The sequence below is a fragment of the Acidiphilium sp. PA genome (assembly GCF_026191915.1).
Lineage (GTDB): Bacteria > Pseudomonadota > Alphaproteobacteria > Acetobacterales > Acetobacteraceae > Acidiphilium.
Map to the genome: position 1 here is coordinate 48456 of NZ_JAIMBY010000006.1, position 25774 is coordinate 74229.

General features: G+C 67.2%; 20 protein-coding genes. 16 read left to right on the top strand and 4 right to left on the bottom strand.

What is annotated here, in order from left to right; translation table 11 throughout:
* The gene (locus AruPA_RS09985; protein WP_265636531.1) at nt 1–750 is read right to left on the bottom strand and encodes an electron transfer flavoprotein subunit beta/FixA family protein; all 750 of its coding nucleotides are present in this window, start codon (nt 748–750) and stop codon (nt 1–3) included.
* A 122-nt stretch (nt 751–872) separates the two neighbouring features.
* The gene (locus AruPA_RS09990; RefSeq protein WP_265636532.1) at nt 873–3992 is read right to left on the bottom strand and encodes an AsmA-like C-terminal region-containing protein; all 3120 of its coding nucleotides are present in this window, start codon (nt 3990–3992) and stop codon (nt 873–875) included.
* Between the two features lie 17 nt (nt 3993–4009).
* Here AruPA_RS09990 and AruPA_RS09995 point away from each other — a divergent pair, with 17 nt between their 5' ends.
* From AruPA_RS09995 to AruPA_RS10030, 8 genes are all read left to right on the top strand, one after another.
* Nucleotides 4010–6952 carry a bifunctional [glutamine synthetase] adenylyltransferase/[glutamine synthetase]-adenylyl-L-tyrosine phosphorylase gene (locus tag AruPA_RS09995; protein WP_265636533.1) on the top strand — a complete coding sequence of 981 codons (2943 nt, stop codon included), beginning with the start codon at nt 4010–4012 and terminating at the stop codon, nt 6950–6952.
* Entirely contained in the window at nt 6943–7410 is a 468-nt protein-coding gene (gene bcp / locus AruPA_RS10000; protein ID WP_265636534.1) for a thioredoxin-dependent thiol peroxidase, read from the top strand. Before AruPA_RS09995 ends, bcp begins: the two co-directional genes overlap by 10 nt.
* Complete coding sequence (locus AruPA_RS10005; RefSeq protein ID WP_265636535.1) at nt 7407–7910, top strand: disulfide bond formation protein B; 504 nt, start codon at nt 7407–7409, stop codon at nt 7908–7910. The genes bcp and AruPA_RS10005 overlap by 4 nt, the downstream gene beginning before the upstream one ends.
* A complete protein-coding gene (locus tag AruPA_RS10010; protein ID WP_265636536.1) occupies nt 7907–8461 on the top strand; it encodes a demethoxyubiquinone hydroxylase family protein in 555 nt (184 codons plus the stop codon). Before AruPA_RS10005 ends, AruPA_RS10010 begins: the two co-directional genes overlap by 4 nt.
* Before the next feature lie 213 nt (nt 8462–8674).
* Nucleotides 8675–9310 carry a TetR family transcriptional regulator gene (locus AruPA_RS10015; RefSeq protein ID WP_265636537.1) on the top strand — a complete coding sequence of 212 codons (636 nt, stop codon included), beginning with the start codon at nt 8675–8677 and terminating at the stop codon, nt 9308–9310.
* A gap of 217 nt (nt 9311–9527) precedes the next feature.
* A complete protein-coding gene (locus AruPA_RS10020; RefSeq protein ID WP_265636538.1) occupies nt 9528–10004 on the top strand; it encodes a phasin family protein in 477 nt (158 codons plus the stop codon).
* 48 nt (nt 10005–10052) lie between these two features.
* Nucleotides 10053–12233 (top strand): excinuclease ABC subunit UvrB, encoded by a 2181-nt coding sequence (gene uvrB / locus AruPA_RS10025; RefSeq protein ID WP_322784397.1) that lies wholly within the window; start codon nt 10053–10055, stop codon nt 12231–12233.
* Complete coding sequence (locus tag AruPA_RS10030) at nt 12230–13036, top strand: EipB family protein (protein ID WP_265636539.1); 807 nt, start codon at nt 12230–12232, stop codon at nt 13034–13036. Before uvrB ends, AruPA_RS10030 begins: the two co-directional genes overlap by 4 nt.
* A gap of 99 nt (nt 13037–13135) precedes the next feature.
* Here the strand turns inward: AruPA_RS10030 and AruPA_RS10035 are convergent, their stop codons facing one another.
* Together AruPA_RS10035 and AruPA_RS10040 are read right to left on the bottom strand one after the other, a co-directional pair.
* On the bottom strand, nt 13136–13804 hold the full coding sequence (locus tag AruPA_RS10035; RefSeq protein WP_265636540.1) for a hypothetical protein: 669 nt from the start codon (nt 13802–13804) through the stop codon (nt 13136–13138).
* Nucleotides 13801–13992: a hypothetical protein gene (locus AruPA_RS10040; protein ID WP_265636541.1), complete on the bottom strand. Its 192-nt coding sequence runs from the start codon at nt 13990–13992 to the stop codon at nt 13801–13803. The genes AruPA_RS10035 and AruPA_RS10040 overlap by 4 nt, the downstream gene beginning before the upstream one ends.
* 413 nt (nt 13993–14405) lie before the next feature.
* On the opposite strand from AruPA_RS10040, the gene AruPA_RS10045 reads away from it, so the two are divergent.
* From AruPA_RS10045 to AruPA_RS10080, 8 genes are all read left to right on the top strand, one after another.
* On the top strand, nt 14406–14858 hold the full coding sequence (locus tag AruPA_RS10045) for a DUF983 domain-containing protein (RefSeq protein WP_265636542.1): 453 nt from the start codon (nt 14406–14408) through the stop codon (nt 14856–14858).
* Nucleotides 14851–15339 carry a UPF0262 family protein gene (locus AruPA_RS10050; RefSeq protein WP_265636543.1) on the top strand — a complete coding sequence of 163 codons (489 nt, stop codon included), beginning with the start codon at nt 14851–14853 and terminating at the stop codon, nt 15337–15339. Before AruPA_RS10045 ends, AruPA_RS10050 begins: the two co-directional genes overlap by 8 nt.
* A 53-nt stretch (nt 15340–15392) precedes the next feature.
* Nucleotides 15393–16496, top strand: a complete 1104-nt coding sequence (mtnA, locus tag AruPA_RS10055; RefSeq protein ID WP_265636544.1) for an S-methyl-5-thioribose-1-phosphate isomerase — start codon at nt 15393–15395, stop codon at nt 16494–16496.
* Between the two features lie 38 nt (nt 16497–16534).
* The gene (locus tag AruPA_RS10060; protein ID WP_265636545.1) at nt 16535–17320 is read left to right on the top strand and encodes a DUF2272 domain-containing protein; all 786 of its coding nucleotides are present in this window, start codon (nt 16535–16537) and stop codon (nt 17318–17320) included.
* Nucleotides 17321–17503: 183 nt separating this feature from the next.
* On the top strand, nt 17504–18832 hold the full coding sequence (locus AruPA_RS10065; protein WP_265636546.1) for a replication-associated recombination protein A: 1329 nt from the start codon (nt 17504–17506) through the stop codon (nt 18830–18832).
* Nucleotides 18829–19815 carry an RluA family pseudouridine synthase gene (locus tag AruPA_RS10070; protein WP_265636547.1) on the top strand — a complete coding sequence of 329 codons (987 nt, stop codon included), beginning with the start codon at nt 18829–18831 and terminating at the stop codon, nt 19813–19815. Before AruPA_RS10065 ends, AruPA_RS10070 begins: the two co-directional genes overlap by 4 nt.
* Before the next feature lie 75 nt (nt 19816–19890).
* Nucleotides 19891–21804, top strand: a complete 1914-nt coding sequence (locus AruPA_RS10075) for an autotransporter assembly complex family protein (RefSeq protein WP_265636548.1) — start codon at nt 19891–19893, stop codon at nt 21802–21804.
* Nucleotides 21804–25757, top strand: coding sequence for a translocation/assembly module TamB domain-containing protein (locus AruPA_RS10080; RefSeq protein WP_265636549.1), 3954 nt, complete (start codon nt 21804–21806; stop codon nt 25755–25757). Before AruPA_RS10075 ends, AruPA_RS10080 begins: the two co-directional genes overlap by 1 nt.
* The last annotated feature ends 17 nt before the right edge of the window (nt 25758–25774 follow it).

Sequence of the window (25774 nt, forward strand, 5' to 3'; positions counted from 1 at the left end):
TCAGATCACCTTCGCTTCGTTGCGGAGTTTTTCGACGAGTTCATGCACCGAGCCCACCTTGATGCCGGCCTGGCGCTTGGGCGGGTCCATCACCGTCACAGTGGTCAGGCGCGGCGCGGGATCGACGCCGAGGTCATCCGGCTTGATCGTCTCGATCGGTTTCTTGCGCGCCTTCATGATGTTCGGCAGCGAGGCATAGCGCGGTTCGTTGAGCCGCAGATCGCTGGTGACGACCGCGGGCAGGGTGAGTGAAATCGTCTCGAGCCCGCCGTCGATCTCGCGGATCACGGTGGCATGATCACCATCGATCGTCAGCTTGCTGGCGAACGTGCCCTGCGGCCAGCCGAGCAGCGCCGCCAGCATCTGCCCGGTCGCGTTCATGTCGTCATCGATCGCCTGCTTGCCCATGATGACCATGCGCGGCTGCTCGCGCTCGACCAGCGCCTTTAACAGCTTGGCGACCGCCAGCGGTTGCAGCTCCACATCGGTCTCGACCAGAATGCCGCGATCGGCTCCCATGGCGAGTGCGGTGCGCAGCGTTTCCTGGCAGGCGGCAACCCCCATCGACACCGCGATGATTTCGGTGGCGATGCCTTTTTCACGCAGCCGCACCGCTTCCTCGACCGCGATTTCATCGAACGGGTTCATCGACATCTTCACCCCGGCCAGCTCGACGCCGGAATGGTCGGATTTGACCCGGACCTTGACGTTGTAATCGACGACGCGCTTGACCGGAACAAGGAGCTTCATGGTTTCACCATTCAAAGCGGTTGCAGTGAGTGTAGGGCGGACTGACGAAACGACGGGGGATGGATGATCTATTGATGATCGCCCCGCAAGTCAATGTATAGGGATGTTTCCTGCCGCATACGTTATGGCTTGGTGGCCGCCGGCGCGTTGAACATGCCGAAAATCTCGCGCAGAAACCCAGGTGTCAGCGCCGAGAGCGGATTGACCGCGATATGCGGGTCGGCAAACGGCCCAACCACGCTGTAGCGCGCCGCGAACAGCCCGCTGCCCTTTTCCGGGCTGAACAGTTTGCCGATCAGCGGAATCCGCCCCGGCAGCGCATTCAGCGCATAGGCGGGTACGATGGTGCCGGACAGATCATAACGTTTCCGCCGCACATCGATCGTGCCGGTCGCGGTAAAGCCGAGCGAGGCGGAATAGGCGCGCCCGCTGCCCAGCCGCACGAGCGGGCCGGTGATACTGAACGGCGCTGTCAAACGCGTGATCGCAAGACCGGGGCCGGAGGTCGCGGCCGGCACGCCATAGAGCGACATTCCCTGCAAGACTTTCGCGATCACCGGCGCATGGCGCAGCCGGAAATCCGTCATCACCGCCTCGCCCGTGGTCGTGGCGCCGCGCGTCACGGCGTTCAGCACCAACCGGCCCCGCGCAATGTCCCCGGTGGTGCCGATTGCCGCGAACAGCGCCCCCGCATCGCCCGCGGTGAGCCTGACCGTATCGGTGCCCGCCTGCCGGCCGAATTCCAGCCGCGCGTCGTGGTTGGGGTCGGTCCGTACCACGGCGGTCATCCTCGTCAGCGTGCCGGCGTTGCCGGTCGCATCGACATGCACGCCGCCCAGCGCCGGCGCCGGCGCCTTGTCCAGGCGGATGCGATCGAACGCGGCGCGCAACCGCCAGGGCAGGGCAGGGGGCGCGGGCGGCTTCGATGCCGGTGCGCCGGTAGCGGCCGGATGCGACGGATTCGCCGCGTTCAGCGCGGCGGACAAATCAAGCGTCGGACCGGCCAGCGCCAGCACCCAGGGCGCACCCGCGCGGTCGGGCGGGGTCAGCTTGCCGGTCGCACGGGTGCCGCCCAGCCGCGCCGCGCTGATCACCAGGGCGCCGCCCGTGGTCTCGCCGCGCAACGCCAGCCCTGGCGCGCCGATATCGACAGTTCGTACCGCGCGCGGCCGGCCATGGCGCAGTACCAGCCCCAGCATCGCGTGGCCCGCCGCCCCGGCTGGCTTGCGCCAACCCGCCACCGGCAGCGCCAGCGCGACCGGCGTGAGATCGGCGGCCAGGTCGAGCATGCCGCGCCCCCGTGCATCCCGATACACGATCGCGAGCGGCGCCGCCCCGCTGCGCCACAGCGCGGTCTCAACGCCGAGTTTCGCGAGCAGCGCGTGTCCGGCGGTGGTATCGGCCTTCAGGGTGAAATCGCCGTCCGGCAGCGCCATCGCCGCATGAAACCGCGCCCGCTCGCCGGCCAGCATCCCCTCGCCCTGCATTGAAATACGATCGAGCGCGGCGTTCAGCACCATCTGCCCCCGATCGAGCGCAAGCCCGGCCACCGGCAGGGGCAAATGCAGGTGCCCGAGCCGGACGCGGGCGGCGAGCTTCACATCCGCCAGCGTCACGTGTTTGGTCAGCCGGATGCCTACATCGATCCCCGCGTTCAGCGTGCCGGCAACCCCCGCCAGGGCGATGCCGCGCGCCGCCAGTTTCAGCGGCGGCGCATCGAGCAGCGGCACCGCCGCGGCGGCATTGCCGGTCAGTTGCGCCAGCACCAGCGACGTCTGATCATGATGCCCGAGCGATGAAATGATCATCCGGCCGATCAGATCGAGCCCGCCCAGCCGCCCGGATGTCGCGCGGATCATCAGGATATCCTGATCGATGAACCGCAGCGTGCCGGCGAGCCCGGTCATCGGCACGGCGTGCTTGAACCATTTCAGCGTCACGCCGCTGGCGGCAAACCCGCCGCTGAACCGATCGAGCCGCACCATCCGGCCAGGGGGCGCGAGCGTGAACCGCGCATCGAACACCCCATCGCGCGCGGTGCCGGCGATGACGTGATTGACCACATATTTCCGTGGCCCCCGCGCCAGCGCCAGCGGCCAGTCGCCCGCCAGTTCCGCTGCCGTGACATGATCGACCCGTGCTGCGATCCGCCCGGTCATGGCCCCGGTCAGCCCCAGCGTGCCACTCAACCGCGCGGTCGGCCCCGGCGCGTCACCCAGGCCCGCCAGCGTGAGACGCGCGTGCGCCAGCGTCGCGGTCCGCGGCGTCGCGGTCAGCGCCGCCGTGATGGCCGATACCGCGATCACACTACCCCCCGCGCGCACATGGCCGGGCCCTGCCCGCAGCGTCACATCGAGCCGCGCCGGCGCGCGCGGGCCGATCGGCCAGCGCACGGTCAGCGTGACCGGCAGATCCGCCCGCGCGCAGTCAGCCTGCCGCGGCGCGATCATCGCCGGATCGACCGGCCCCAACACCGCCTTCACCCTGCCCAGCCCCGCCGCGCCGGTAATGTCGATCACGAGCGGCGCCGTGCTGGCGCCGTGCCGCAACACCGCCCGGGCGGTGCCATGCAGCGTGCCGGCCGCGCTGCGCGTCAGGGCAAGCCGCGCATCGTCCGTGCTCAGCTCCAGCCCGCGCGCCGGGTCATCGAGTGCGAGATGCGCGCGCGCGATGCTGATCCGCCGCAGCGCCGCCAGGTCGAGCCCGCCGGCCCGCGGCATCTGCGCGAAGGTCCCGATCAGCCGCCCCAGCGCCGCCGCCGCATCGGCAATCCCCGCCGTCCCCGCCGGCACGGCCGGCGCCGCAACCGCCGGGCTCGCCGCCGGCCGCACCACCACGGCGGTTTGGCGCGCGATGATCTCGATCGGCGCAATCCGCCCGCGCAGCAGCAAAACCGGCGACAGCGTGATCCGCAAACGCGACAGCCGCGCCGCGACCGCGCCATGCCGCCCGAAAATCGCAATGTCGGACAGGCGCAGATCGATCGGCGCGCCGCCCCGGTTGAACCCCTCCCACGCCAGCCCGGCCTGCCCGATCGTGACGATGCTGCCCGGCATCGCCGCCGTCGCCGCCGCGGCGATCCGGCTCGCCAGCGCCGGCAGTTCGACCGGCCCGCGTCCCAGCCGCCACGCCGCCGCGCCGATCAGCAGCATCCCCACCAGCGCCAGCGTGCCGATCAGCCGCAGCGCATGATGGCTGACCTGCCCCGCGACCGCGCCGCCTTGACGAAACCATCGCCTCATCGAACACTGGACCGGGCATGCAACGACCCCGCGCCTCCTTGACCGGCCTGCCACCGCCAGCCGATGCCGCCGCGGCGGCACGGTTGATCGAGGATTTCACCGCGCTCGGCCGCACCGAGGCGCGATTCGCCGCCTCCCGCGCGGGGCTCGCGGCCCTGCAGGCGCTCGGCGGCAACGCGCCCTATCTCGCGGGTCTCGCGCTGCGCGAGCCAGATATCCTGATCGGCGCGACCCGGCAATCCGCCGCCGCGATGCTCGCGGCCGTCATGGCCACGCTGCGCGCGACGCCGCCCACCGCGCCCCGGCCGCACATCGCGCGCGCCCTGCGGGCCGCGAAACGCCGCGCCGCCCTCGCCATCGCCCTGGCCGATCTCGCCGGGCAATGGCGCGTCGAAGCCGTGACCCTCGCCTTGTCCGATCTGGCCGATCAGAGCATCGCCGTCGCCCTGCGCCATCTGCTGCGCGGCCTGCACGAGCGCGGCACGATCATCCTGCCCGATCCGGCCCAGCCCGAAGCCGGCAGCCATTTCGCCGTCCTCGGCATGGGCAAGCTCGGCGCGCGTGAGTTGAATTATTCCAGCGATATCGACCTCGTGCTCCTGTTCGACCCGTCATGTCGGGTTTACCGGGATGACGCGCAATCCGCCATGGCGCGGCTCGCGCGCGATTTCGTGCCGCTGCTCGCCGAGCGCGATGCCGATGGCATGGTCTTCCGGGTCGATCTGCGCCTCCGCCCCGACCCCGCCGCCACGCCCCCGGTCATCAGCCTCGCCGCCGCGCTCGCCTATTACGAAAGCCACGGCCGCACCTGGGAACGCGCGGCCTTTTCCAAGGCCCGCCCGGTCGCCGGCGACATCGGCTTCGGCGCCGCCTTCCTCGAACAGATCCGCCCCTTCATCTGGCGCCGCAATCTCGATTTCGCCGCGATCAGCGAAATCCACGACATGAAGCGCCGGATCGACCAGCGCTATCACGACACGCCGGGCCACCTGCTCGGCCGCGACGTCAAACTCGGGCGCGGCGGCATTCGTGAGATCGAATTCATCGTCCAGACGCTCGAACTCGTCTGGGGCGGCCACGAACCCGCCCTGCGCATTCCGGCAACCCTGCCCGGACTGCGCGCGCTCGCCGCCGCGCAACACCTGCCGCGCCCCGTGGTCCGCCAGCTCGGCGCCGCCTACCGCCGGCTGCGCAGCATCGAGCATCGCCTGCAGATGATCGACGATCGCCAGACCCACCGCCTGCCCGAAACCGATGCCGGCTTCGCGGCCTTCGCAATCTTCATGGGCGAGCCGGACGCCGCCCGCTTCGCCGCCCGGCTCGATGCGCTGTTCGAGCAGGTCCACGGCCATTTCGCCGCGTTCTTCGATACCGATGCCGGTGCCGGTGCCGGCCTCGACCCCGGTGAAACCGGCGCCGCACCCGCTGCCTTTCGCGATCACGCCGCCGCGCTCGGCTTCAGGAACACGGCGCATCTGGTCGAGCGCCTGCGCGCCTGGCGCGGCGGCACGCTGCCCGCCCTGCGCGCCGCCCGCGCCCGCGCGCTGCTCGATGCCCTGCTGCCCGCGCTGCTTGCCGCGCTGGCCCGCCAGCCCGACCCCGATCTCGCATTCCGCCGGTTCGATCAGATGCTGGAACGCCAGCGCGCGGGCATCGCCCTGCTCTCGCTGTTCCAGCACAATCCGGCCCTGCTCGGCCGTCTCGCCACCGTGCTCGGCGCCGCTGCCCCGCTGGCCGATCACCTCGCCGCGCATCCCGGCGCGCTCGATGCGCTGCTCGCCCCGGTTGCCCGCTTCACCAAACCCGCCCCGGTCCTGCGCCGCCTGCTGCGCGAGGCCGACGATCTCGAACTCACGGTCAACGCGCTGCGCCGCTTCGTCCGGCGCGAGGAGTTCCACCTGGCCGTCGCCACCCTCGAACGCCGGATCGATGTCGATCAGGCCGGCGCCTGGCGGTCCGATCTCGCGCGCGCCGCCATGGTCGCACTGCTGCCGCGCGTGATGGCCGATTTCGCCCGGCGCTACGGCGCGCTGCGCGGCGGCCGCTTCGCCATCGTCGCCCTCGGCCGCGCCGGTGCCGGCGAGATGCAGCCGGGCTCGGACCTCGACCTGATGCTGATCTACGATCATCCGCCCGCCGTGTCGCAGACCACCCGTCTGCCGGCCAGCCAGTATTTCAGCCGTCTCGCCCAGGCGCTGGTCGGCGCGATCACCGCACCCGGCGCCGAGGGGCCGATCTACCCGGTTGACATGCGGCTGCGCCCCTCGGGCAACAAGGGCCCGGTCGCCGTCTCGCTCGCCGCCTTCCGCCACTACCATCGGGAAACCGCCTGGACCTGGGAGCGTCTGGCGCTGACCCGCGCCCGCGTGATCGCCGCAACCCGCGGCTTCGCACCCGTGGTCGAAGCCGCGATCCGCACATCCCTCTGCCGCGCGGTCGATCCCGCCACCATCCGCGCCGACACGGTGGCGATGCGTGCCCGCCTCACCGCCGATGCGCCCCCCTCCGGCCCGTTCGACCTGAAACACCGCCCGGGCGGCATGATGGAGCTCGGCTTCATCGTTGAGGCACTCCAACTCATCCATGGCCGAACCATCCCCGCCCTGTTCCAGCCCCGCACCGCCGCGGCGCTGGCCGCCCTCGCCGATGCCCGCATCATGGAGGCGGACGAGGCCGCCGCCCTGACGGAAGCCGATCACTGGTTCCGCGCCGTGCAGGCCATGCGCCGCATCACCGGTCTGGCCGCCCCGACAGAAGATGCCGCCCCCGCATCCCTGGCCCCCATCCTCGCCGCCGCCGGCGCGCTTGATTTTACCGCGCTGATCGCCAGGATGGAGGCACACGCCGCGGTGGTGCGGCGCGCCTTCATCCGCCACCTCGGCGACCCCGACCACGTCACACCCGATCCCGTCACGATCGACAGCAGCGAACCCGCAGGAGATACGACCCGATGGAACTGACCGCAGGCAGCCACGCCCCCGCGTTCTCGATGCCGGCCACCGCCGGCCGCACCGTCTCGCTCGAAGGTTTCAAGGGCAAACCCTTCGTGCTCTATTTCTACCCCAAGGCCGATACGCCAGGTTGCACCAAGGAAGCCTGCGCCTTTCAGGAGGCACTGCCCCAGCTCGGCCACATCGGCATCGAAGTCGTCGGCGTCTCGAAGGATAAATTGCCCGCGCTCGAAAAATTCGCCGCCAAATACAACCTCACCTTCCCGCTCGCCTCCGACGAGGCCGGCACGGTGGTCGAGGCATTCGGCGCCTGGGTCGAAAAATCGATGTACGGCAAAAAATACATGGGCATCGACCGCTCGACCTTCCTGATCGACAAAACCGGCACCATCGCCCAGGTCTGGCGCAACGTGAAAGTCCCCGGCCACGCCAAGGCCGTGATGGACGCCGTCGCAGCCCTGGCATGAGCGCGACCAGCCTGCCCGGCGCGCCCCGCGCCACCACCCGCCAGGCCGGCATCGCGCTCGCCGCCGCCGGGCTGTTCGCGCTCGGCATGGCCTATTTCGCCGAATTCGTCCTGCACATGATCCCGTGCCCGCTCTGCTACATCGAGCGCTGGCCCTACCGCATCATCGTCGGTCTCGGCCTGATCGCCGCCTTCGCGCCGCCCAAATTCGCCCGCGTCCTGCTCGGCCTCGCGGTCCTGACCATGCTGGGCGATGTCGCCATCGCCTTCGTGCATGTCGGTGCCGAGCAGCATTGGTGGAACAGCCCGCTGCCGGAATGCAACATCGCCCCGCCCGGCTTCGGTGCCATGCCGCTGCGCCCCTCGGCCTCGTGCGACGATCCGGTCTACCTGATCCCCGGCCTGCCGATCAGCTTCGCGACGATGGATTTGATCTACGCCCTGGCTGTTGCTTTCGCCACCGCTGCCTATCTGAGAGCCAGACCCTGGAGCGCACGATGACCCAATCAGCCGAAACCACCCGCCTGCCGGGCGATCCAACCGAGCGCGCCGCGCTCGCACGGATGATCCGCGTCGATCACGCCGGCGAATATGGCGCCAAACAAATCTACGCCGGCCAGCTCGCCGTGCTCGGCCGCTCGCGTCACGGCGACACGCTGCGCCACATGCAGCAGCAGGAACAGCACCATCTCGACACGTTTTCGCGATTGATCATCGAACGCCGGGTCCGCCCCACCGCGCTGCTGCCGTTCTGGCGCGTGGCCGGCTTCGCGCTCGGCGCCGTCACCGCCGCCATGGGGTCGCGCGCGGCCATGGCCTGCACCGTCGCGGTCGAGGAGACCATCGACGCCCATTACGCCGCCCAGAGCGCCGAACTCGGCGAGGATGAAACCGTCCTGCGCGCCCTGATCGAGGAGTTCCGCGCCGAAGAGCTCGAACACCGCGACATCGGCCTCGCGAACGAGGCGGAGCAGGCGCCGTTCTACAAGTTATTGTCTGCCGTAATCCGGACCGGGTGCAAGGTGGCGATTGCGGCAAGTGAGCGCGTTTGAAGGACAGGAGAGTCTTCTTTTTTGTGAACAAAAAAGAAGCAAAAAAAACTTTGTTAATCTGGGCCCGTGCCGTTTCAAACGCCCGTGCCCCAGCGTCAGAAAGTTTTTTGCTTCTTTTTTCCAAAAAAGAAGCGCTTGCTTTCTGATGTCCACCTTCGACCCCACAACCGGTTTTGATTGGCAGAACCAAGCTTTAACCCTACATACCGAGCCATGAGCAAAGACAGTTTCGAGCGTGATCTCATCAAGGCCGCTTTCGATCTCGCGGCCCAGCAAGGCTGGCGTCGCGTCTCCGTCGCCGCCGCGGCCAGGCACGGCGGACTCGAACTCGCCAAGGCGCGCCGCCATTTTTCCTGCACCGGCATGATCCTCGCGAAATTCGGCCGCGCGGCCGATGTTCACGCCCTGCACGGTGCGATGACCGATGGCCTGGTGCGCGACCGCCTGTTCGACATCATCATGCGCAGGTTCGACTATCTGCAGCAGCATCGCGAGGGCGTGATCGCGCTGATCCGCTTCGCACCCACGGACCCGCTGCTCGCCCTCTGGCTGCAACGCACCAACCTCGCCTCGATGGGCTGGATTCTCGAAGGGGCCGGGGTCTCATCGCGCGGCCTGCGCGGCGCCCTGCGCAAGCGCGGCCTGCTCGCGGTCTGCGCCTGGGCGCTGCGCGCCTGGATGCGCGATGACAGCGAAGACCTCTCAGCCACGATGGCCGCCCTCGACGTCGCGCTGATGCGCGCCGATCAGGCCGCCAACCAGTTCTCCCCCGGTGCCGCCAGCACGCCGGACCCGACGGTGGAGCCTGATGCGCCGTTTGCGCTCGATGATCCGGCCCGGCCCAATTGAGGCCGGAGGATCTCGTTCCAAGGGAAGGACGTCTTCTTTTGAAAAAAAAGAAGCGAAAAAACTTTTATTCGCTGGGTATGCGTTCGTGACAGCGGTCTCGTATCGCCGGTTCCCTGGCGTTCGAATTGGCCTCGCGCTTTCCGACGCGCGGGTCTAATCTGATCCACAAGGTGCCAAATCCAGGCCCGACCCAACAACAAACGAGAGGATGCTGTCCATGGCCGAACAACCAAAATCCAAATCGAAGGCAACCGGAGCCGAAGCCAACCCGATGGCGATGTTCATGCCCGATTTCGATTTCACCAAGGCCTTCGCCGCGTTGAAATCACCCGCCATGCCCGGCATGGAGGTGGTGCTGAGCGCCTATCGCCGCAATCTCGAAGCCCTGTCGGAAGCCAATCGCGTCGCCCTCGAAGGCGCACAGGCGGTGGCCCGGCGCCACATGGAAATCATGCAGCGCACGATGACCGACCTCACCGAGCAGATGCGCGACCTCAACATGCATGACACGCCACAGGCCCGCGCCACCAAACAGGCCGAATTGCTCAAACACGCCTATGAAACCGCCGTCGCCAACATGCGCGACCTCGGCGATCTGATCCAGCGCTCGAACCACGATGCGGTGGAAAAACTCAACCGCCGCTTCTCCGAGGCGATGGACGAAATGAAGACCCTGATTGATAAAAAATCTTGACCCTGCCACAATCTTGCAGAAACGGCCGGGCGTGGTGATATAATTCCCATGTCGCAAGCGATCATCACCCCGCCGCGTCCGCAATTCATCCCGGCCCGCCAGAGCGCCCGACCGATGCACAAGCCGCTGCGCATCGCCTCGGATTACCAACCGGCGGGCGATCAACCCACCGCCATCGCGGAACTGGTCCGCGGCATCGAAGCCGACGAGCGCGACCAGGTGCTGCTCGGCGTCACCGGTTCAGGCAAGACCTTCACCATGGCCAAGGTGATCGAGGCGGTACAACGCCCCGCCCTGGTGCTCGCCCCGAACAAGACGCTGGCCGCCCAGCTCTACGCCGAAATGAAGTCGTTCTTTCCGGATAACGCGGTCGAATACTTCGTATCCTACTACGATTACTACCAGCCCGAAGCCTATGTGCCGCGCACCGACACCTACATCGAAAAAGACGCCCAGATCAACGAGGCGATCGACCGCATGCGCCACGCCGCCACCCAGGCATTGCTCGAGCGCGGCGATGTCATCATCGTCGCCTCGGTCTCCTGCATCTACGGCATCGGCTCGGTCGAAACCTACAGCCAGATGGTCGTGCGCCTCGAAGTCGGCGGCCGGATCGACCGCGATCGTCTGGCCAAGGCGCTGGTCGAACTGCAATACCGCCGCAACGACGCGGCCTTTCAGCGCGGCACGTTCCGCCTGCGCGGCGAAACCGTCGATATCTTTCCCAGCCAGTACGAAGACCGCGCCTGGCGGGTCAGCCTGTTCGGCGACGAGATCGAAAGCATTGCCGAATTCGACCCGCTCACCGGCGAGCGCATGGCCGACCTCACCGCGATCGCCGTCTATGCCAACAGCCATTACGTCACGCCCCGCCCCACGCTCGGTCAGGCGATCGGCAAGATCAAGGCCGAGCTGAAAACCCGCCTCGCCGAACTCGCCGAACAGGGCAAGCTGCTCGAGGTCGAGCGGCTGCAGCAGCGCACCACCTTCGACATCGAAATGATGGAAACCACCGGCGCCTGCAAGGGGATCGAGAATTACTCCCGCTACCTGTCCGGCCGCGAACCCGGCGATCCGCCGCCCACCTTGTTCGAATACCTGCCGGAAAACGCCCTGCTGATCGTCGATGAAAGCCACGTCACGGTGCCGCAGATCGGCGGCATGTACAAAGGCGATTTCGCGCGCAAATCGGTGCTGTCGGATTTCGGCTTCCGCCTGCCCTCCTGCATCGACAACCGCCCCCTCAAATTCGAGGAATGGGACCGCTTCCGCCCGCAGACCACCTTCGTCTCCGCCACCCCCGGCCCGTGGGAAATGGAGCGCACCGGCGGCGTGTTCGCCGAACAGGTGATCCGCCCGACCGGTCTGGTCGACCCGATGGTCGAGGTCCGCCCGGTCGAGCATCAGGTCGATGACCTGCTGGCCGAATGTCGCGCAACCGCCAAGGCCGGCGGCCGCGTGCTGGTCACCACCCTGACCAAGCGCATGTCCGAAGAGCTGACCGAGTACCTCACCGAGCAGGGCATCAAGGTCCGCTATCTCCATTCCGATATCGATACGCTGGAACGCATCGAGATCATCCGCGATCTTCGCCTCGGCGTGTACGACGTGCTGGTCGGCATCAACCTGCTGCGCGAAGGGCTCGACATTCCCGAATGCATGTTAGTCGCAATCCTCGATGCCGATAAGGAAGGCTTCCTGCGCTCCGCGACATCCCTGGTGCAGACCATCGGCCGCGCCGCGCGCAATGTCGATGGCCGTGTTATTCTCTACGCCGACACCATGACCCGCAGCCTCACCTACGCGATCGGCGAAACCGAGCGCCGCCGCATCAAACAGACCGCCTGGAACGAGGCGCACGGCATCACGCCGCAGAGCGTTAAAAAACAGATCGGCGAAATCCTGCATTCGGTCTATGAACAGGATTACGTCACCGTCGCCCCGATCAAGGACAGTCTCACCACCGAGTTCGTCGGCAAGGATCTGAAATCGACCATGGCTGAACTGGAGAAACGCATGCGCAACGCAGCGGCCGATCTGGAATTCGAAGAGGCAGCCCGCCTGCGCGACGAAATCAAGCGCATCGAGGCGCTGGAACTCGGCCTCGCCCCGCCGCCGGTGCCAAGCGCGCGCCGCCCGCGCGACCGCACACCCGAACCGCTCGGCCCCGGCGGCGGCGGCTACGACCCGGAGAAACGGCGTGGCGGCAGGCGGGGGCGCGGCCGATGAAAACCATCCTGCTCGCAGGCTGCGCCTGCTGCCTCGCCACCACCGCGCTCGCCGCCGCACCGGTCAAACTCACCGGCCAGACCGCGACCTACACGCTCGCGCTCTCGAAAGTCCGTGGCCACGCGGTCACCGGTGCCACCGGCCGGCTGCAGTTCAACGTGCTCGAAACCTGCAACGCCTACACCGTCAGCCAGCGCATGACGCTGCTGATCCGCAACCAGGACGGCAGCCTGAGCCGCACGGTCAGCAATTACGATACCTGGGAAAGCAAGGGCGGCCATCGGCTCACCTTCGTGCTGCGCCAGACCGAAGGCGGCAAGACCAAGGTCGAGGATCAGGGCAGCGCCACCACCGGCCCCGCCGGCGGTGAGGTGCATTACCTCGTACCCAAGGGCAAAGTGGTGAAACTGCCGCCAGGCACCCTGTTTCCCATGGCGCACACCCGCCAGATCCTGCTCGCCGCCGAAGCCGGCAAACCCTATATCGATCCGCCCTTGTTCGATGGCACCTCGACCCACGGCGCCGAACATACATTCGTTGCGATCCTCGGCGAGCGCAAACCCGCGCACAGCAAATTCCCCTCGCTCGCGGTCCTGCCATCCACCCTGGTCGACATCGGATTTTTCCGCCGCACGAACAACGACACCGAACCCGATTTCCGCACCCAGATGCGCTACTACACCAATGGCGTCTCGCGTGACGTCAGGCTCGACTTCGGCAGTTTCGTCCTGCACGGCGATCTGACGGCGCTGACCGTACCACCCGAGGCCTGCCCCGATAAAACGGCGCCGCACCGCCCGTAGGCAAGACCCGCTCCCCATCCATCAAGGCCAGCAGAAAGGGCGATGATCGTGCGATCATCGCCCTTCCTCGTCGCTCATCCCAATCGCTGGGCCTTGCGCTCAGCTCGATGTATCGGGCGTACTCTCCGGCGACGTCGTGGTGTCAGCCGGCTTGCGGGTCGTCTTTTTGGCTGGCTTCGCCGGCGCCGCCGCCTTGCTCGCAACGGGTTTCGCCGCCATCGACTTGGGTGCCGCGGCGCGCGGCGCGGGCGTCTTGCGCGCGGTGCTGGTCGCCTTGCCGTTCACGGTCTTGCGGGTCGTCGCCGCGGTCCGCTTGGCGGCCGGTTTCGCCACGGCGGCTTTCGTGGCCGGCTTGGCCGCCGCCTTGGCAACGGTCTTCTTGGCGGCAGCAGGTTTGCCAGCCGCCGCCTTGGTCGCCGCCTTCGCCTTCGGCGCAGCGGCGGCCTTCGCGGTGGATGGCTTGCTCGCCGCCGCGGCCGGTTTCGCAGCCGCGGTCTTGCCGGCCGGTTTCGCGGCCGGCTTGGCTGCAGCTTTCGCAGCCGTGGTCTTGGCGGCGGGCTTGGCTGCGGCCTTCGCGGCGGGCTTCGCCGCCGGCTTGGCGGCGGGTTTCTTCGCAACCGCTTTCGGCGTCGCGATCTTGGCAGCGACGACCTTGGTCTTTGCCTTGGCGGCCGATTTCGCCGGCGCTGCTTTCGCAGCCGGTTTGGCGGTCTTGGTCGCGGCACGTATCGCCATCGGCTGTGCGCGGTATTCGGTTTCAGTGGTCACGAGACTGCTCCTTCGGTCGAGGTTGTAGGTAACGCGGGCAACACGCCCCCATGGACGACGGTCGGCACGTCGATAACAATCATGCACAACCGCACAACAACGGATTTCATCACACGAATGATCATCAGGATCACCGCCGGATCGATCGCTTGACAGTCATCATCCGGCATTACGTCATCCGCGGTCATCGACCGTCCTTCCTTTCCGCGTGCGATACTCGATCAGACCAATCTGTGCTCGACCAGGTTGCGACGCGAATCGCGCGACGCACGCTAAGAATCGCTATTCACTGTCTGCAGAGACGATGTCAACAAAAAGCGGCAGATTTACAGATCATTCGCATGATTTTTTTGTAAGCGTTGCGTAAACGACAATCGAGACCCGATGCGAAGCGCGCGACACACCAGCAAACGGACGTATGACCGATTTAGAAGTCGCACGGCCAACCCTGCGCTTTTTGAAATCTTAACAATTTCGGCGCATATTGTTGCCTCGCGTTTCAGACATGCGCCGCACGCCGTCACCTTCGCACTTGCAACGCAACCCGAACGGGCGGAACATGGCGCACGCGTTCATCATTTTTCGTGAAAGAATCCAGCAAGTGTCCGACCCGATGCCCCATGAATGGCGGCCCCAACGCGCAGCGACGACACCGCTCGTCGCCATGCCAGGCTGGGGCACCGCACTCCGGCGCGGCCTCGCCATGCGGTGCCCGGCCTGCGGCGAAGCCCCCGCCTTCGCCGGCTACCTCACCGTGCAACCCGTCTGCCCGCGGTGCGACGCGCCGCTGGGCCGCGTGCCGTGCGATGATGCGCCGCCCTACATCACTTTGCTGATCGCGCTGCATTTCATCGTCATCGTCATGGTCCTTGCCGATTACGATGGCGGCATGAACTGGATCACCTCGATGCTGATCTTCGTCCCGCTCACCATCGTGCTGCTGCTCGCCATGCTGCGCCCGATCAAAGGTGCGACGCTTGCCATCATGCTGAAGATCAACATGCTCCGCCCGCTGCCGCCGTCCGCAAAACCGGTCGCGATTGTCCATGGCTGAACCCGCCACCAAAACCGCTGGCCGCCTCATCCGCGTCGTCCTCGCTGACGATCCGTCAGGCAGCCTCACCCCGATGCAGGAGGCCGATCGCAACCAGGCCATCGCCGATCTCGCCGCCGATAACAATTTCGCCCTCACCACCCACCCCGACCGCCAGACCATCCTGCATCTCTCGGTGCAGGACGGCCGCCTCGTGTTCGACATCCGCACCGAAACCGACGAGACATTGCAAACCCTCGTGCTTGCGCCTGGCCCGTTCCGCTCCATGATCCGCGACTACCAGATGCTGCTCGACAGCTACGCCGCCGCCGTCGCCGAAGGCCGCGAAGCCCGCATCCAGGCGATCGACATGGGCCGCCGCGGCCTGCACAACGAAGGGGCCGAACTCGTCATGGCCCGGCTCGACGGCAAAGTCCTGCTCGATTTCGACACCGCCCGCCGCATCTTCACCCTGATCTGCGCGCTCCACCGGCGGGTGTAGAAAATCCCCATTCGTGGTATGCAGGCGCGCAACCTCCAGCGCGGATCTTCAACATGAAAATCGACGGCACCGCCTTTCGCTCCCTCTGGCTCGACGAAACCGACCATTGGTCGCTCCGCATCATCGACCAGACCAAACTGCCCTGGGCGCTCGAAATGCCGCGCCTTGCGACCCTCGATGAAGTCGCCCACGCCATCAGCGCCATGCTCGTGCGCGGCGCCCCGCTGATCGGCGCCACCGCCGCCTACGGCGTCGCCATCGCAATGCGCGCCGATCCCTCGGACCACGCCCTGCAACACGCCGTCACCACCCTCGCCGCAACCCGCCCCACCGCGATCAACCTGCGCTGGGCGCTCCAGCGCATGCAGGGCGTGCTGCAGGATCACCCGAAGTCCGAACGCGCCGAAATCGCCTACGCCGAAGCCGCCGCCATCTGCGATGAAGACGTCGCCACCAACCGCGCCATCGGCAAACATGGCCTCGCACTGATCAAATCCCGCGCCACCGCCGGCAGGCGCGTCAACATCCTCACCCATTGCAACGCCGGCTGGATCGCCACGGTCGATTGGGGCACCGCACTCGCGCCGATCTACATGGCGCACGACGCCGGCATCGACGTTCACGTCTATGTCGATGAAACCCGCCCCCGCAACCAGGGCGCCTCGCTCACCGCCTGGGAACTCGGCAAGCACGGCGTCAAACACACCGTCATCGTCGATAACGCCGGCGGTCACCTGATGCAGCGCGGCGCGATCGACATGGTCATCGTCGGCACCGATCGCGTCACCAACGCCGGCGACGTCTGCAACAAGATCGGCACCTACCTCAAAGCCCTCGCCGCGCGCGACAACGGCATCCCCTTCTACGTCGCCCTGCCGTCCTCCACGATCGACTGGACCCTCGCCGACGGGCTGACCGATATCCCGATCGAGGAACGCGCCGCCACCGAGGTTACCACCATGACCGGCCGCGCCCTCGATGGTTCGATCACCACCATCCGCATCGTCCCGAAAGACAGCCCCGCCGCCAACCCCGCGTTCGACGTCACACCCGCCCGCCTGGTCTCCGGCCTGATCACCGAACGCGGCATCTGCTCCGCCGATGCGGCTTCGCTGGCGGCGATGTTTCCGGAGTATCGGACGCAGGAGGCAGCGTAAGCGGTTCTTTTTTGAAAAAAAGAACCAAAAAACTTTTGTTGGCTGGCGCCGTGCTGTTGGCGCTGTCCGGCTGCGCGGTTCAGCCGGATGCGCATGCGCCGCCGTTTGCCGACAAACCCTACGAGGCGTTTTCGCGCACATCCGCCATCGCCATCGCGCTTGGCCAGTGGCGCTATTGGGGCAGCCGGATCGTCGACACCCCGCCCGCCGCCTATCACCCGGCCGATGCCCAGGTGATGCAGGAACGCGACCCCGGCGACTGGCAACAGGTCGGCCTCTACTGGTGGCTCGGCATGAACGCGGGTCATTTCTACGACCGCTGGACCGGCAAGCACGATGCCACCGGCAGAAAATTCCCCCCCGCCATCAACGGCCGTTTCGCCTGGTCGGCCGCCTTCATCTCCTATGTCATGCGCATCGCCGGCGCCGGTCCCGATTTCCCCTACTCCCCCAACCACGCCAAATACATCGACTACGCCTGGCACGCTGCCCACGGCACCATCCCCAACCCGCTCCTGCTGGCCGAAAACCCCACCACCTACGCCCCGGTCCCCGGCGACCTGATCTGCGCCGGTCGCGACCGCGCCAGCACCATCACTTACGCGGCCTTGCCCAGCCACGGCTTCTTCCCCGCCCACTGCGCCATCGTCGTCAACCAGACCCCGGGCATGCTCTCGGTGATCGGCGGCAACGTGGACGATACGGTCGCCCTGACCCACGTCCCCACCACCACCCGCAACACCCTGCAACACCGCAACGGCGCCATCGTTGACCCGCGCTACGACTGGTTTGTGGCGCTGAAGGTGCTTTACCAACGTCAGTAACGAGGCGCCGACAGCAAAACCACACAGGCGCAAACAAGTGACACACCATCGCGCAACAGCCACTCATCCAGACATCCAAAAGTTTTTTGCTTCTTTTTTACAAAAAAGAAGTCTTCCTCACTGACCTTCCTCTCCCGGCGCGCGGGAAGTGCCATCCCCCCGCATTTCGCCTATAACCACCCGATGCCCCGTCATCCCCAACCCACCGACGATCTGTTCGGCGCAGCCCCGCCCCAACCCGGCCGCGGCGGTCCCGCACCGATGGCCGAATCCCTCCGCCCGCACGATCTCTCGGCGGTGGTCGGGCAGGATCATCTGGTCGGCCCGCAGGGCAGCCTGACGCGTATGCTCGAACGCGGCTCGCTCGCCTCGCTCATCCTGTGGGGGCCGCCCGGCGTCGGCAAAACCACCATCGCGCGTCTGCTGGCCGACCGGGCCGGGCTGATCTTCGTGCAGATCTCGGCGGTGTTTTCCGGCGTGGCCGACCTCAAACGCGTGTTCGAGGATGCCACCCGCCGCCGTCGCACCGGCGACCGGACGTTGCTGTTCGTCGATGAAATCCACCGGTTCAACCGTGCGCAGCAGGACGGGTTTCTGCCCGTGGTCGAAGACGGCACCATCACCCTGATCGGTGCGACCACCGAAAACCCCTCGTTCGAGCTCAACGGCGCGCTGCTTTCGCGCTGCCAGGTACTGGTGCTCAAGCGCCTCGATGACGATGCGCTCGAACTGTTGCTCGCCCGCGCCGAGGCCGCCGCCGGCACGGCGTTGCCCCTCACGCCAGCCGCTCGATCCAGCCTGCGCGCGATGGCCGATGGCGATGGCCGCGCCGTCCTCAACATGGCCGAACAGGTGTTCGCCGCGCGCGCCACCATCCCGCTCGACGAGGCCGAGCTCACCAACCTCGTCGCCCGCCGTGCCGCCTTGTACGACCGCGACCGCGAAGAGCATTACAACCTGATCTCCGCCCTGCATAAATCGATGCGCGGTTCCGACCCGGATGCCGCCCTCTACTGGCTCGCCCGCATGCTGGCGGGTGGGGAGGATGCGCGCTACATCGCCCGCCGGCTGACCCGTTTCGCGGTGGAGGACATCGGCCTTGCCGATCCCGCGGCCCTGACCCAATCGATCGCGGCGTGGGAAGCCTACGAGCGGCTGGGCAGCCCGGAGGGCGATCTCGCGATCGCCCAACTCGTGCTCTATCTTGCCACCGCGCCGAAATCCAACGCCGGCTACCGCGCCTTCGGCGCGGCAAAGCGCGCGGCGCAGGCGACAGGCAGCCTCCCACCGCCCGCGCATATCCTGAACGCGCCGACCAAACTGATGAAAACCCTCGGCTACGGCGCCGGCTACGCCTACGACCACGATACGCAGGATGCGTTTTCCGGCCAGAACTACTTCCCCGATGGCATACCGCGCGAGCAGTTCTACCGCCCCGAGGGTCGCGGCCACGAGCACGAAATCAAGCGCCGGCTGGACCATTGGGCAAAATTACGGGATGAGCGCGCATGAGCGTTCAAACCATCACCGTCGAACCCGATCAGGCCGATATGCGGCTCGACCGGTTTCTCCGCCGCCATCACCCGCATCTCACCCAGGGTGCCATCCAGAAACTGTGCCGCACCGGCCAGATCAGGGTCGATGGCAAGCGGGTCGAAGCCTCGGTCCACGTCGCCGAAGGCCAGTCCGTCCGCATCCCGCCGCTGCCCGACCCCGCGGCCGCGCCCAGGCCGCGCCAGATCGTCGCGATGGACCAGTACGACACCAAGGAACTCCTCGCCCGCGTGCTCTACCGCGATGAAGACGTGCTGGTGATCGACAAGCCCGCCGGTCTCGCGACGCAGGGCGGCAAGGGCATCGCGCGCCATCTCGATGGCATGCTCGATGCGCTGCGCTTCGGCGCGGAAGACCGCCCGCGCCTGGTCCACCGGCTCGACCGCGATACGTCCGGCGTGCTCATCCTCGCCCGCAACGCCTTCGCCGCCGGCAAGCTCGCCGCCGCCTTTCGCGGACGCGACATGGACAAAACCTACTGGGCCATCGTCGTCGGCCTGCCGGTGCCGCTGGAAGGCCAGATCGATCTGCCGCTCGCCCGCATCGGCGGCTCGCAGGGCGCGCGCACCAAGCCGGTCGGCCGCGATGCCGAAGGGGCTGCCAAAGCCGTCACCGAATACCGCACGATCGACCATGCCGGCCGCAAATTCTCCTGGCTCGAGCTCCAGCCGCTCACCGGGCGCACCCACCAGCTGCGCGCCCATTGCGCCGCGATCAAAACACCGATCCTCGGTGACGCCCCCTACGGCGAAGACCGCGCCTTTGCCGAAGGCTTCGCCCGCCAGCTGCACCTGCACGCCCGCCGCCTCGTGCTGCCGCACCCGCGCGGCGGCACCCTCAGCGTCGAGGCCGAATTGCCACCGCACATGAAGGCCGCCTTCGCCACGCTCGGCTTCACCGCCGAGCCCGCGAAAGGGGCCAACAAGCACGGAAAATCCTGATTATCACGACATCGTGAGCACGTCGTTCCGGTTTCGGCGTGTTCCGCCCGGCGATTTTACCCCATCTGACAGCGGATGAATTGTGGAGCGTCGCGCAAGCGGCCCCTGCGGGGGACGCATATCGGATCAGGTCTGATCGGTCCCAGTCTCGGTGCGGCGCTCCTTTCCGCCTGCATCCCGCCCCTGGCCCGCGCGGCCGACCCGCAACCCTACAAGGTCACCTTCAAACCCAGTGGCGACAAGGCGCTGGACCATCTGATCAAAGCGACCTCCAGCCTCGAAACCCTGCGCAAAAAACTGAAAATCGGCCCCTTCGCCCTGATCGGCCGGGCGAAATCCGATCAGGCGAAATTCATCACCGTGATGGAAAGTCAGGGCTATGATTCCGGCGCCGCGCATCTCACCATCGATGGCCACAGCCTGTCCGACCCCGCGCTGCCCCGCCTGCTGCGCCGCGCCCCGGCGACACCGCCCGCCGCCATCGTCGTCACCATCGACAAAGGCCCGCTCTATCACATCAGCAGCATCGCCACCCCCGGCCTGACCGACCCCGCCGCGACCGCCGCACTCGCTATCAAACCGGGGGATGCCGCCAAGGCCGCCCCGGTGATCGGTGCCGCCGCCAAGCTCGAAACCAAACTCCGCAACAGCGGCTACGCCTTCGCCAAGGTCGCCGAACCCATCGCCATCGCCGACACCAGGCGCCACACGCTGGCGATCAAATACCCCGTCACCATGGGCGAGCGCGTCGCGATCGGCCAGATCACCTACACCGGCATGCAGCACATGAGCGGCCGTTTCATCGCCCGCCACGTCAAGCTGCGCCCTGGCCAGCCCTACAGCGAAACCATCCTCAACCAGGCGCGCGACAGCCTGCTCGGCCTCGGCGTGTTCTCCTCGGTCTCCACCCACACCGCAACGGCGCCGAACCCGCCCGGTGAAGTCCCCGTCACCATTCTGGTCCACGAACAGAAGCTCCACGCCGTCTCGATCGGCGCGTCCTACTCCACCGACCTCGGCATCGATGCCGATCTGTCCTGGATGGACCGCGACCTGTTCGGCGAGGCGCAGAACCTCACCATCTCGCTCGGCGCCACCGGCCTCGGCGGCACCGGCTCGACCCGCAACGCCACCTACGGCAAGCATAATTACGTCATCAAACCCGGCTACGACGCCAAGGCAGTCTACCGCGTCCCCGATTTCATCAACCGCAGCCAGTCGATCGCCGCGACCATCGAGGCCCTGAAGGAATATCTCCCCGCCTACAGCCGCACCGCCGCGCTTGGCAGCGCCGAAGTCACCTGGAATTTCGCGAAAAACTGGTCGTTCGACTACGGCGCCGGGTTCATCTTCGAAAAGGTCGATCAGGAAAACATCAGCCGCAGCTATCGCCTTGGCCAGATCCCCCTGACACTGCGCTACGACACCGCCAATTCGCTGCTCAACCCGACCAGGGGCGTGAAAATCGCGCTGCACGTCACGCCCACCGTGGCGCTCGGCGCCGGCTCATCCGCCTTCACCATCGCCGAACTCACCGGCAATACCTACATCAATCTCGAAGCCCCCGGCCGCGGCGTGCTTGCGGTGCGCGGCCTGCTCGGGCGCATCTTCGGTGCCAGCCAGTTCCAGATCCCGCCCGACCAGCGCTTCTACGCCGGCGGCACCGGCACCGTGCGCGGCTTCACCTACCAGACCGTCGGGCCGCTGTTCTTCGATGGCATTCCCCAGGGCGGCACCGCGATCGATGCGGTGGAAACCGAATTCCGCCAGCGCATCGGCGCGCATTTCGGCATCGCCCCCTTCGTCGATGCCGGGCAGGTCTCGGCCAACGGCACGCCCTTCACCGGCACGCTACGCGTCGGCGTCGGGCTCGGCGCGCTCTATTACACCGGCATCGGCCCGATCCGCGTCGATGTCGGCGTGCCGGTCAACCGCCCGCCCGGCGGCGCCTCGGTTGCGGTCTATATCGGCCTCGGACAGGCCTTCTGATGCGCCGCGCCCTCAAGATCATCGGCATCATCATCGCCATCCTGATCGCCCTGCCGATCGTCGCGGTCATCGCGCTCGACATCACGCTGAACACCGGGGCAGGGCGCTCTTTCGCCGCGAGCAAAATCGATCGCCTGACCGGCGGTGAGGTCAAAATAACAGGCCTGTCCGGCCATTTTCCGAAATACATCGCCGCCCGCCGCATCAGCATCGCCGATGCCAAGGGCACCTACCTCACCATCGATAACATCGTGCTCCGCTGGTCGCCCTTCGCCCTGCTGCACCGCGCTGCCGATGTGCAAAATCTGACCGCGCAAAGCATCGACCTCACCCGCCTGCCGGTCGCCTCCAAAACGAAGCCGAAATCGAAATCCTCAACCGGCATCCCGATCAAATCCGCGATCATCGATCACCTCGCAATCGCGCATCTCGCCATCGGCAAACCGGTGATCGGCCACGCCATCGCCCTCCGCCTCCGCGGCCACGCGGTCGCGACATCGCTCACCCATATCCAACTCGCCCTCGCCGCAACATCGCTGGACCAGCCTGGACAATACGATATCCACACCACGGTCGATCCGCAGACCGTCGCCGCCAAAATCGCCCTGCACGAACCCCAAGGCGGCCTGATCGAATCGCTCTCCGGCATCGCCGCCAACAAATCCCTCGCCGGCCCGCTCGATGTCACGCTCGGCCTGAACGGCCCGCGCCATACCGCGGCACTCGACCTCACCGCTTCCCTCGGTGCCCTCCATGCCAGTGCAACCGGCACGGTCGATCTCTCCCGCACCGCGCCGGGTGGCGATGTCACCCTCACCATCCCCGAAATCGCGCCCTACGCAGCACTCGGCCACCGCCAGCTCACCGGCCGCAACGTCCTGCACCTGACCGCGAAAAAATCCGGCACCGCAACCAATATCCATCTCAACGATGCCGTGGAAATCACCAACGGTGCCAAACCCATCCCCGCCCTGGTCGGCAAACGTGCGACCATCGCCGGCGACATCACGCTCGATCAGGGCACCACCACCATCCACCGCCTCACCATCGATGCCGCCGCCATCACCGCCAAACTCGCCGGCATGATCGATGCCAAAACCATCGCCCTGCACGGCAGGCTAACCCAGCCCGACATCGCCTTGATCGACCCGCAACTCGCAGGCCACGTCAGCGAACATCTCAAACTCAATGGTCCGCGCACCGATTTCGCGCTCGATACCAAAATCGCCGGCGTTATCACCACCAGGGCGATCAAATCAGGCCCGTTCAACCTCGCCATCGCCATGACCAACCTGCCCAAAACCCCCAAAGGCAGTATCACCGGCACCGGCTCGCTCGATGACGCCCCGCTTGCCATCAACGCCGATTTCGCCCGCAGCGCCGCCGGCGATCTCGATGTCGCGCTCCACCAACTGTCCTGGAAATCCCTCACCGGCCACGGCACCATCACCCGCGCCGCAGGTGCCAGGCTGCCGGACGGCAATCTCCACCTCGCCATCACCAAACTTGCCGATTTCGGTCAACTGCTGAACATCGCCGTCGCCGGCTCGATCGATGCCGATTTCGCCCACACCCAGGGCCAGCCCGCCACCATCAAACTCACCGCCGCCAACATCGCCGAGGGCCGCTCGATCGGCGTCACCAAAGCGATCATCGCCGCCAGCCTCGATCACATCGAAACCACCCCCGCGCTCGATGCCAGCGCCACCATCACCGGCCTGCGCGCCCCCTCGGTCGCCGGCGGGCTCGATCTCGCGGCCAAAGGCACCGAAACCGCGCTCGACGTCAAAGCCAGAGCCGCATTCAGCAACCTCGCCGGCAAACCCGCCAATCTCACCCTCGCCGGCGTGCTCGATGGCAAGGACCGCACCGTCCACCTCGCAACCCTCACCGCCGCCGCGCGCGGCGTCACCGCCCGGCTGCTCGGCCCGGCAACCATCATCGCGAAACCCGGCCTCGAGATCCACCACCTCGCCCTCGGGCTCGGCGGCCTCGGCGGCAACGCCCGCATCACCGCCAACGGCCGCATCAAACCCACGCTCGATCTCACCGCCGCCATCCAGAACCTGCCCGCCGCGCTCGCCCGCGCCGCCGACCCCAAACTCACTGCGCACGGCACGATAAATGCCAACGCCCACATCACCCGCAGCCTCACGGCCCCCACCGGCACCGTCCAGCTCACCGGCCGCAATCTCGGTGTCGCCACCGGCCCCGGCGCCGGCCTGCCCGCCGCCAATCTCACCGCCAACGAAACCCTGCTCGGCCACGCCATGCGCGGCACCATCGCCGCCACGCTCGGCGCCGCACGCCTAAACCTCACCGGCACCGCGCCGCTGTCGATGACCGGCCCGATGGCGCTCACCGCCAGCCTCACCAACGTCTCGGCAACCCTGGTCCACGCGGTCGATCCGAAACTCGACGCGCGCGGCACCATCAACGCCCACGCCAAACTCGTCGGCACCCCCCGCGCCCCGCGCGGCACGATCGACCTCACAGCCCGCGGCATGCGCCTGCTCAACGGCACCACCGCATCGCTCCCCGCCGCCGACCTCATCGCCCATGAAACCCTGAGCGGCACATCCGCGCGCGGCACCGCCCATCTCACCCTCGGCCGCAGCGCCAACCTCGATATCAACGGCACCGTCCCGCTGACCCGCACCGGCGCCATCGCGCTCGCCGTCACCGGCCGCACCGATCTGCGCCTGGTCGACCCGATCACCGAAGCCCAGGGTACCCGCATCACCGGCATCCTCACGCCCGATCTGCGCATCGGCGGCACCGCCGCCGCGCCCCAGGCCAGCGGCCGCATCACCCTCGCCGGTGCCAGCGTCGAAAACATCACCTCCGGCCTCGACCTCACCAAAATCGACGCCTTGGTCACCGCCGCCGGCCAGACCATCACGCTCGATCATCTGTCCGCCCAGGCCGGCAAGGGCACCATCACCGGCCAGGGCACCATCGGCCTGCAACCGCCGATGCCCGTGAACCTCCGCATCGCCTTCGACAACGCAAGCCCGGTGTCCAGCGATATCATCACCGAATCCCTCGGCGGCGCCGTCGCGATCTCCGGCGCCGTCAAAACCGCCCTCAATCTCGGCGGCACCATCGACATCAACAGCGCCAACATCGAAATCCCCAAAGGCCTGCCGCCCTCGGTCACCACGCTCAAAATCATCCGCCCCGGCGTCAAACCGCCGCCACCACCCGCGCCGGCACCCCCCATCGGCCTCGCGCTGAACATCGTCGCCAAAAACCAGGTGTTCATCCGCGGTGACGGCATCTTCGCCAATCTCGGCGGCGCCCTGCACCTCGCCGGCACCGCCGCCCACCCGATCCCGTCGGGCGGCTTTCACCTCATCCGCGGCTCCTTCAACCTCGGCGGCAAAAACCTCAAATTCACCAAAGGCACCATCGACTTCAACGGCGGCGGCTTCATGCCCCAACTCGACCTCGAAGCCAGCAACACCGCCGCCGATGGCACCACCTCGACCCTCGCGGTCACCGGCACCCCGACCAACCCGAAAATCGGCCTCTCCAGCAGCCCCACCCTGCCGTCCGATGAAGTGCTGGCCCACCTGCTCTACGGCACCGGCACCCAAAGCCTGTCCGCCTTCCAGGCCGTCTCCCTCGCCGCCTCGCTCGCCCAGCTCGCCGGCATCGGCGGCGGCGGCAGCGGCCCGCTCGGCGGCGTCCGCAAGGCGCTCGGCCTCGACGAACTCTCCCTCGGCGGCGGTGCCAACGGCAGCGCCGCCCCCACCATCAACGCCGGCCGCTACGTCGCACCGGGCGTCTACGTCGGCGCCCAACAATCCGCGAGCGGGCAGGGGTCCACCGCCAAAGTCGAAATCAACCTCTACAAAGGCCTGAAACTGGACACCAAAGTCGGCACCGGCGGGGGCGCCGCCAGCGACAACGGCGAAAGCATCGGGCTCAAGTACCAGTTCAATTACTGAGTTGGTGCACTGCTGGC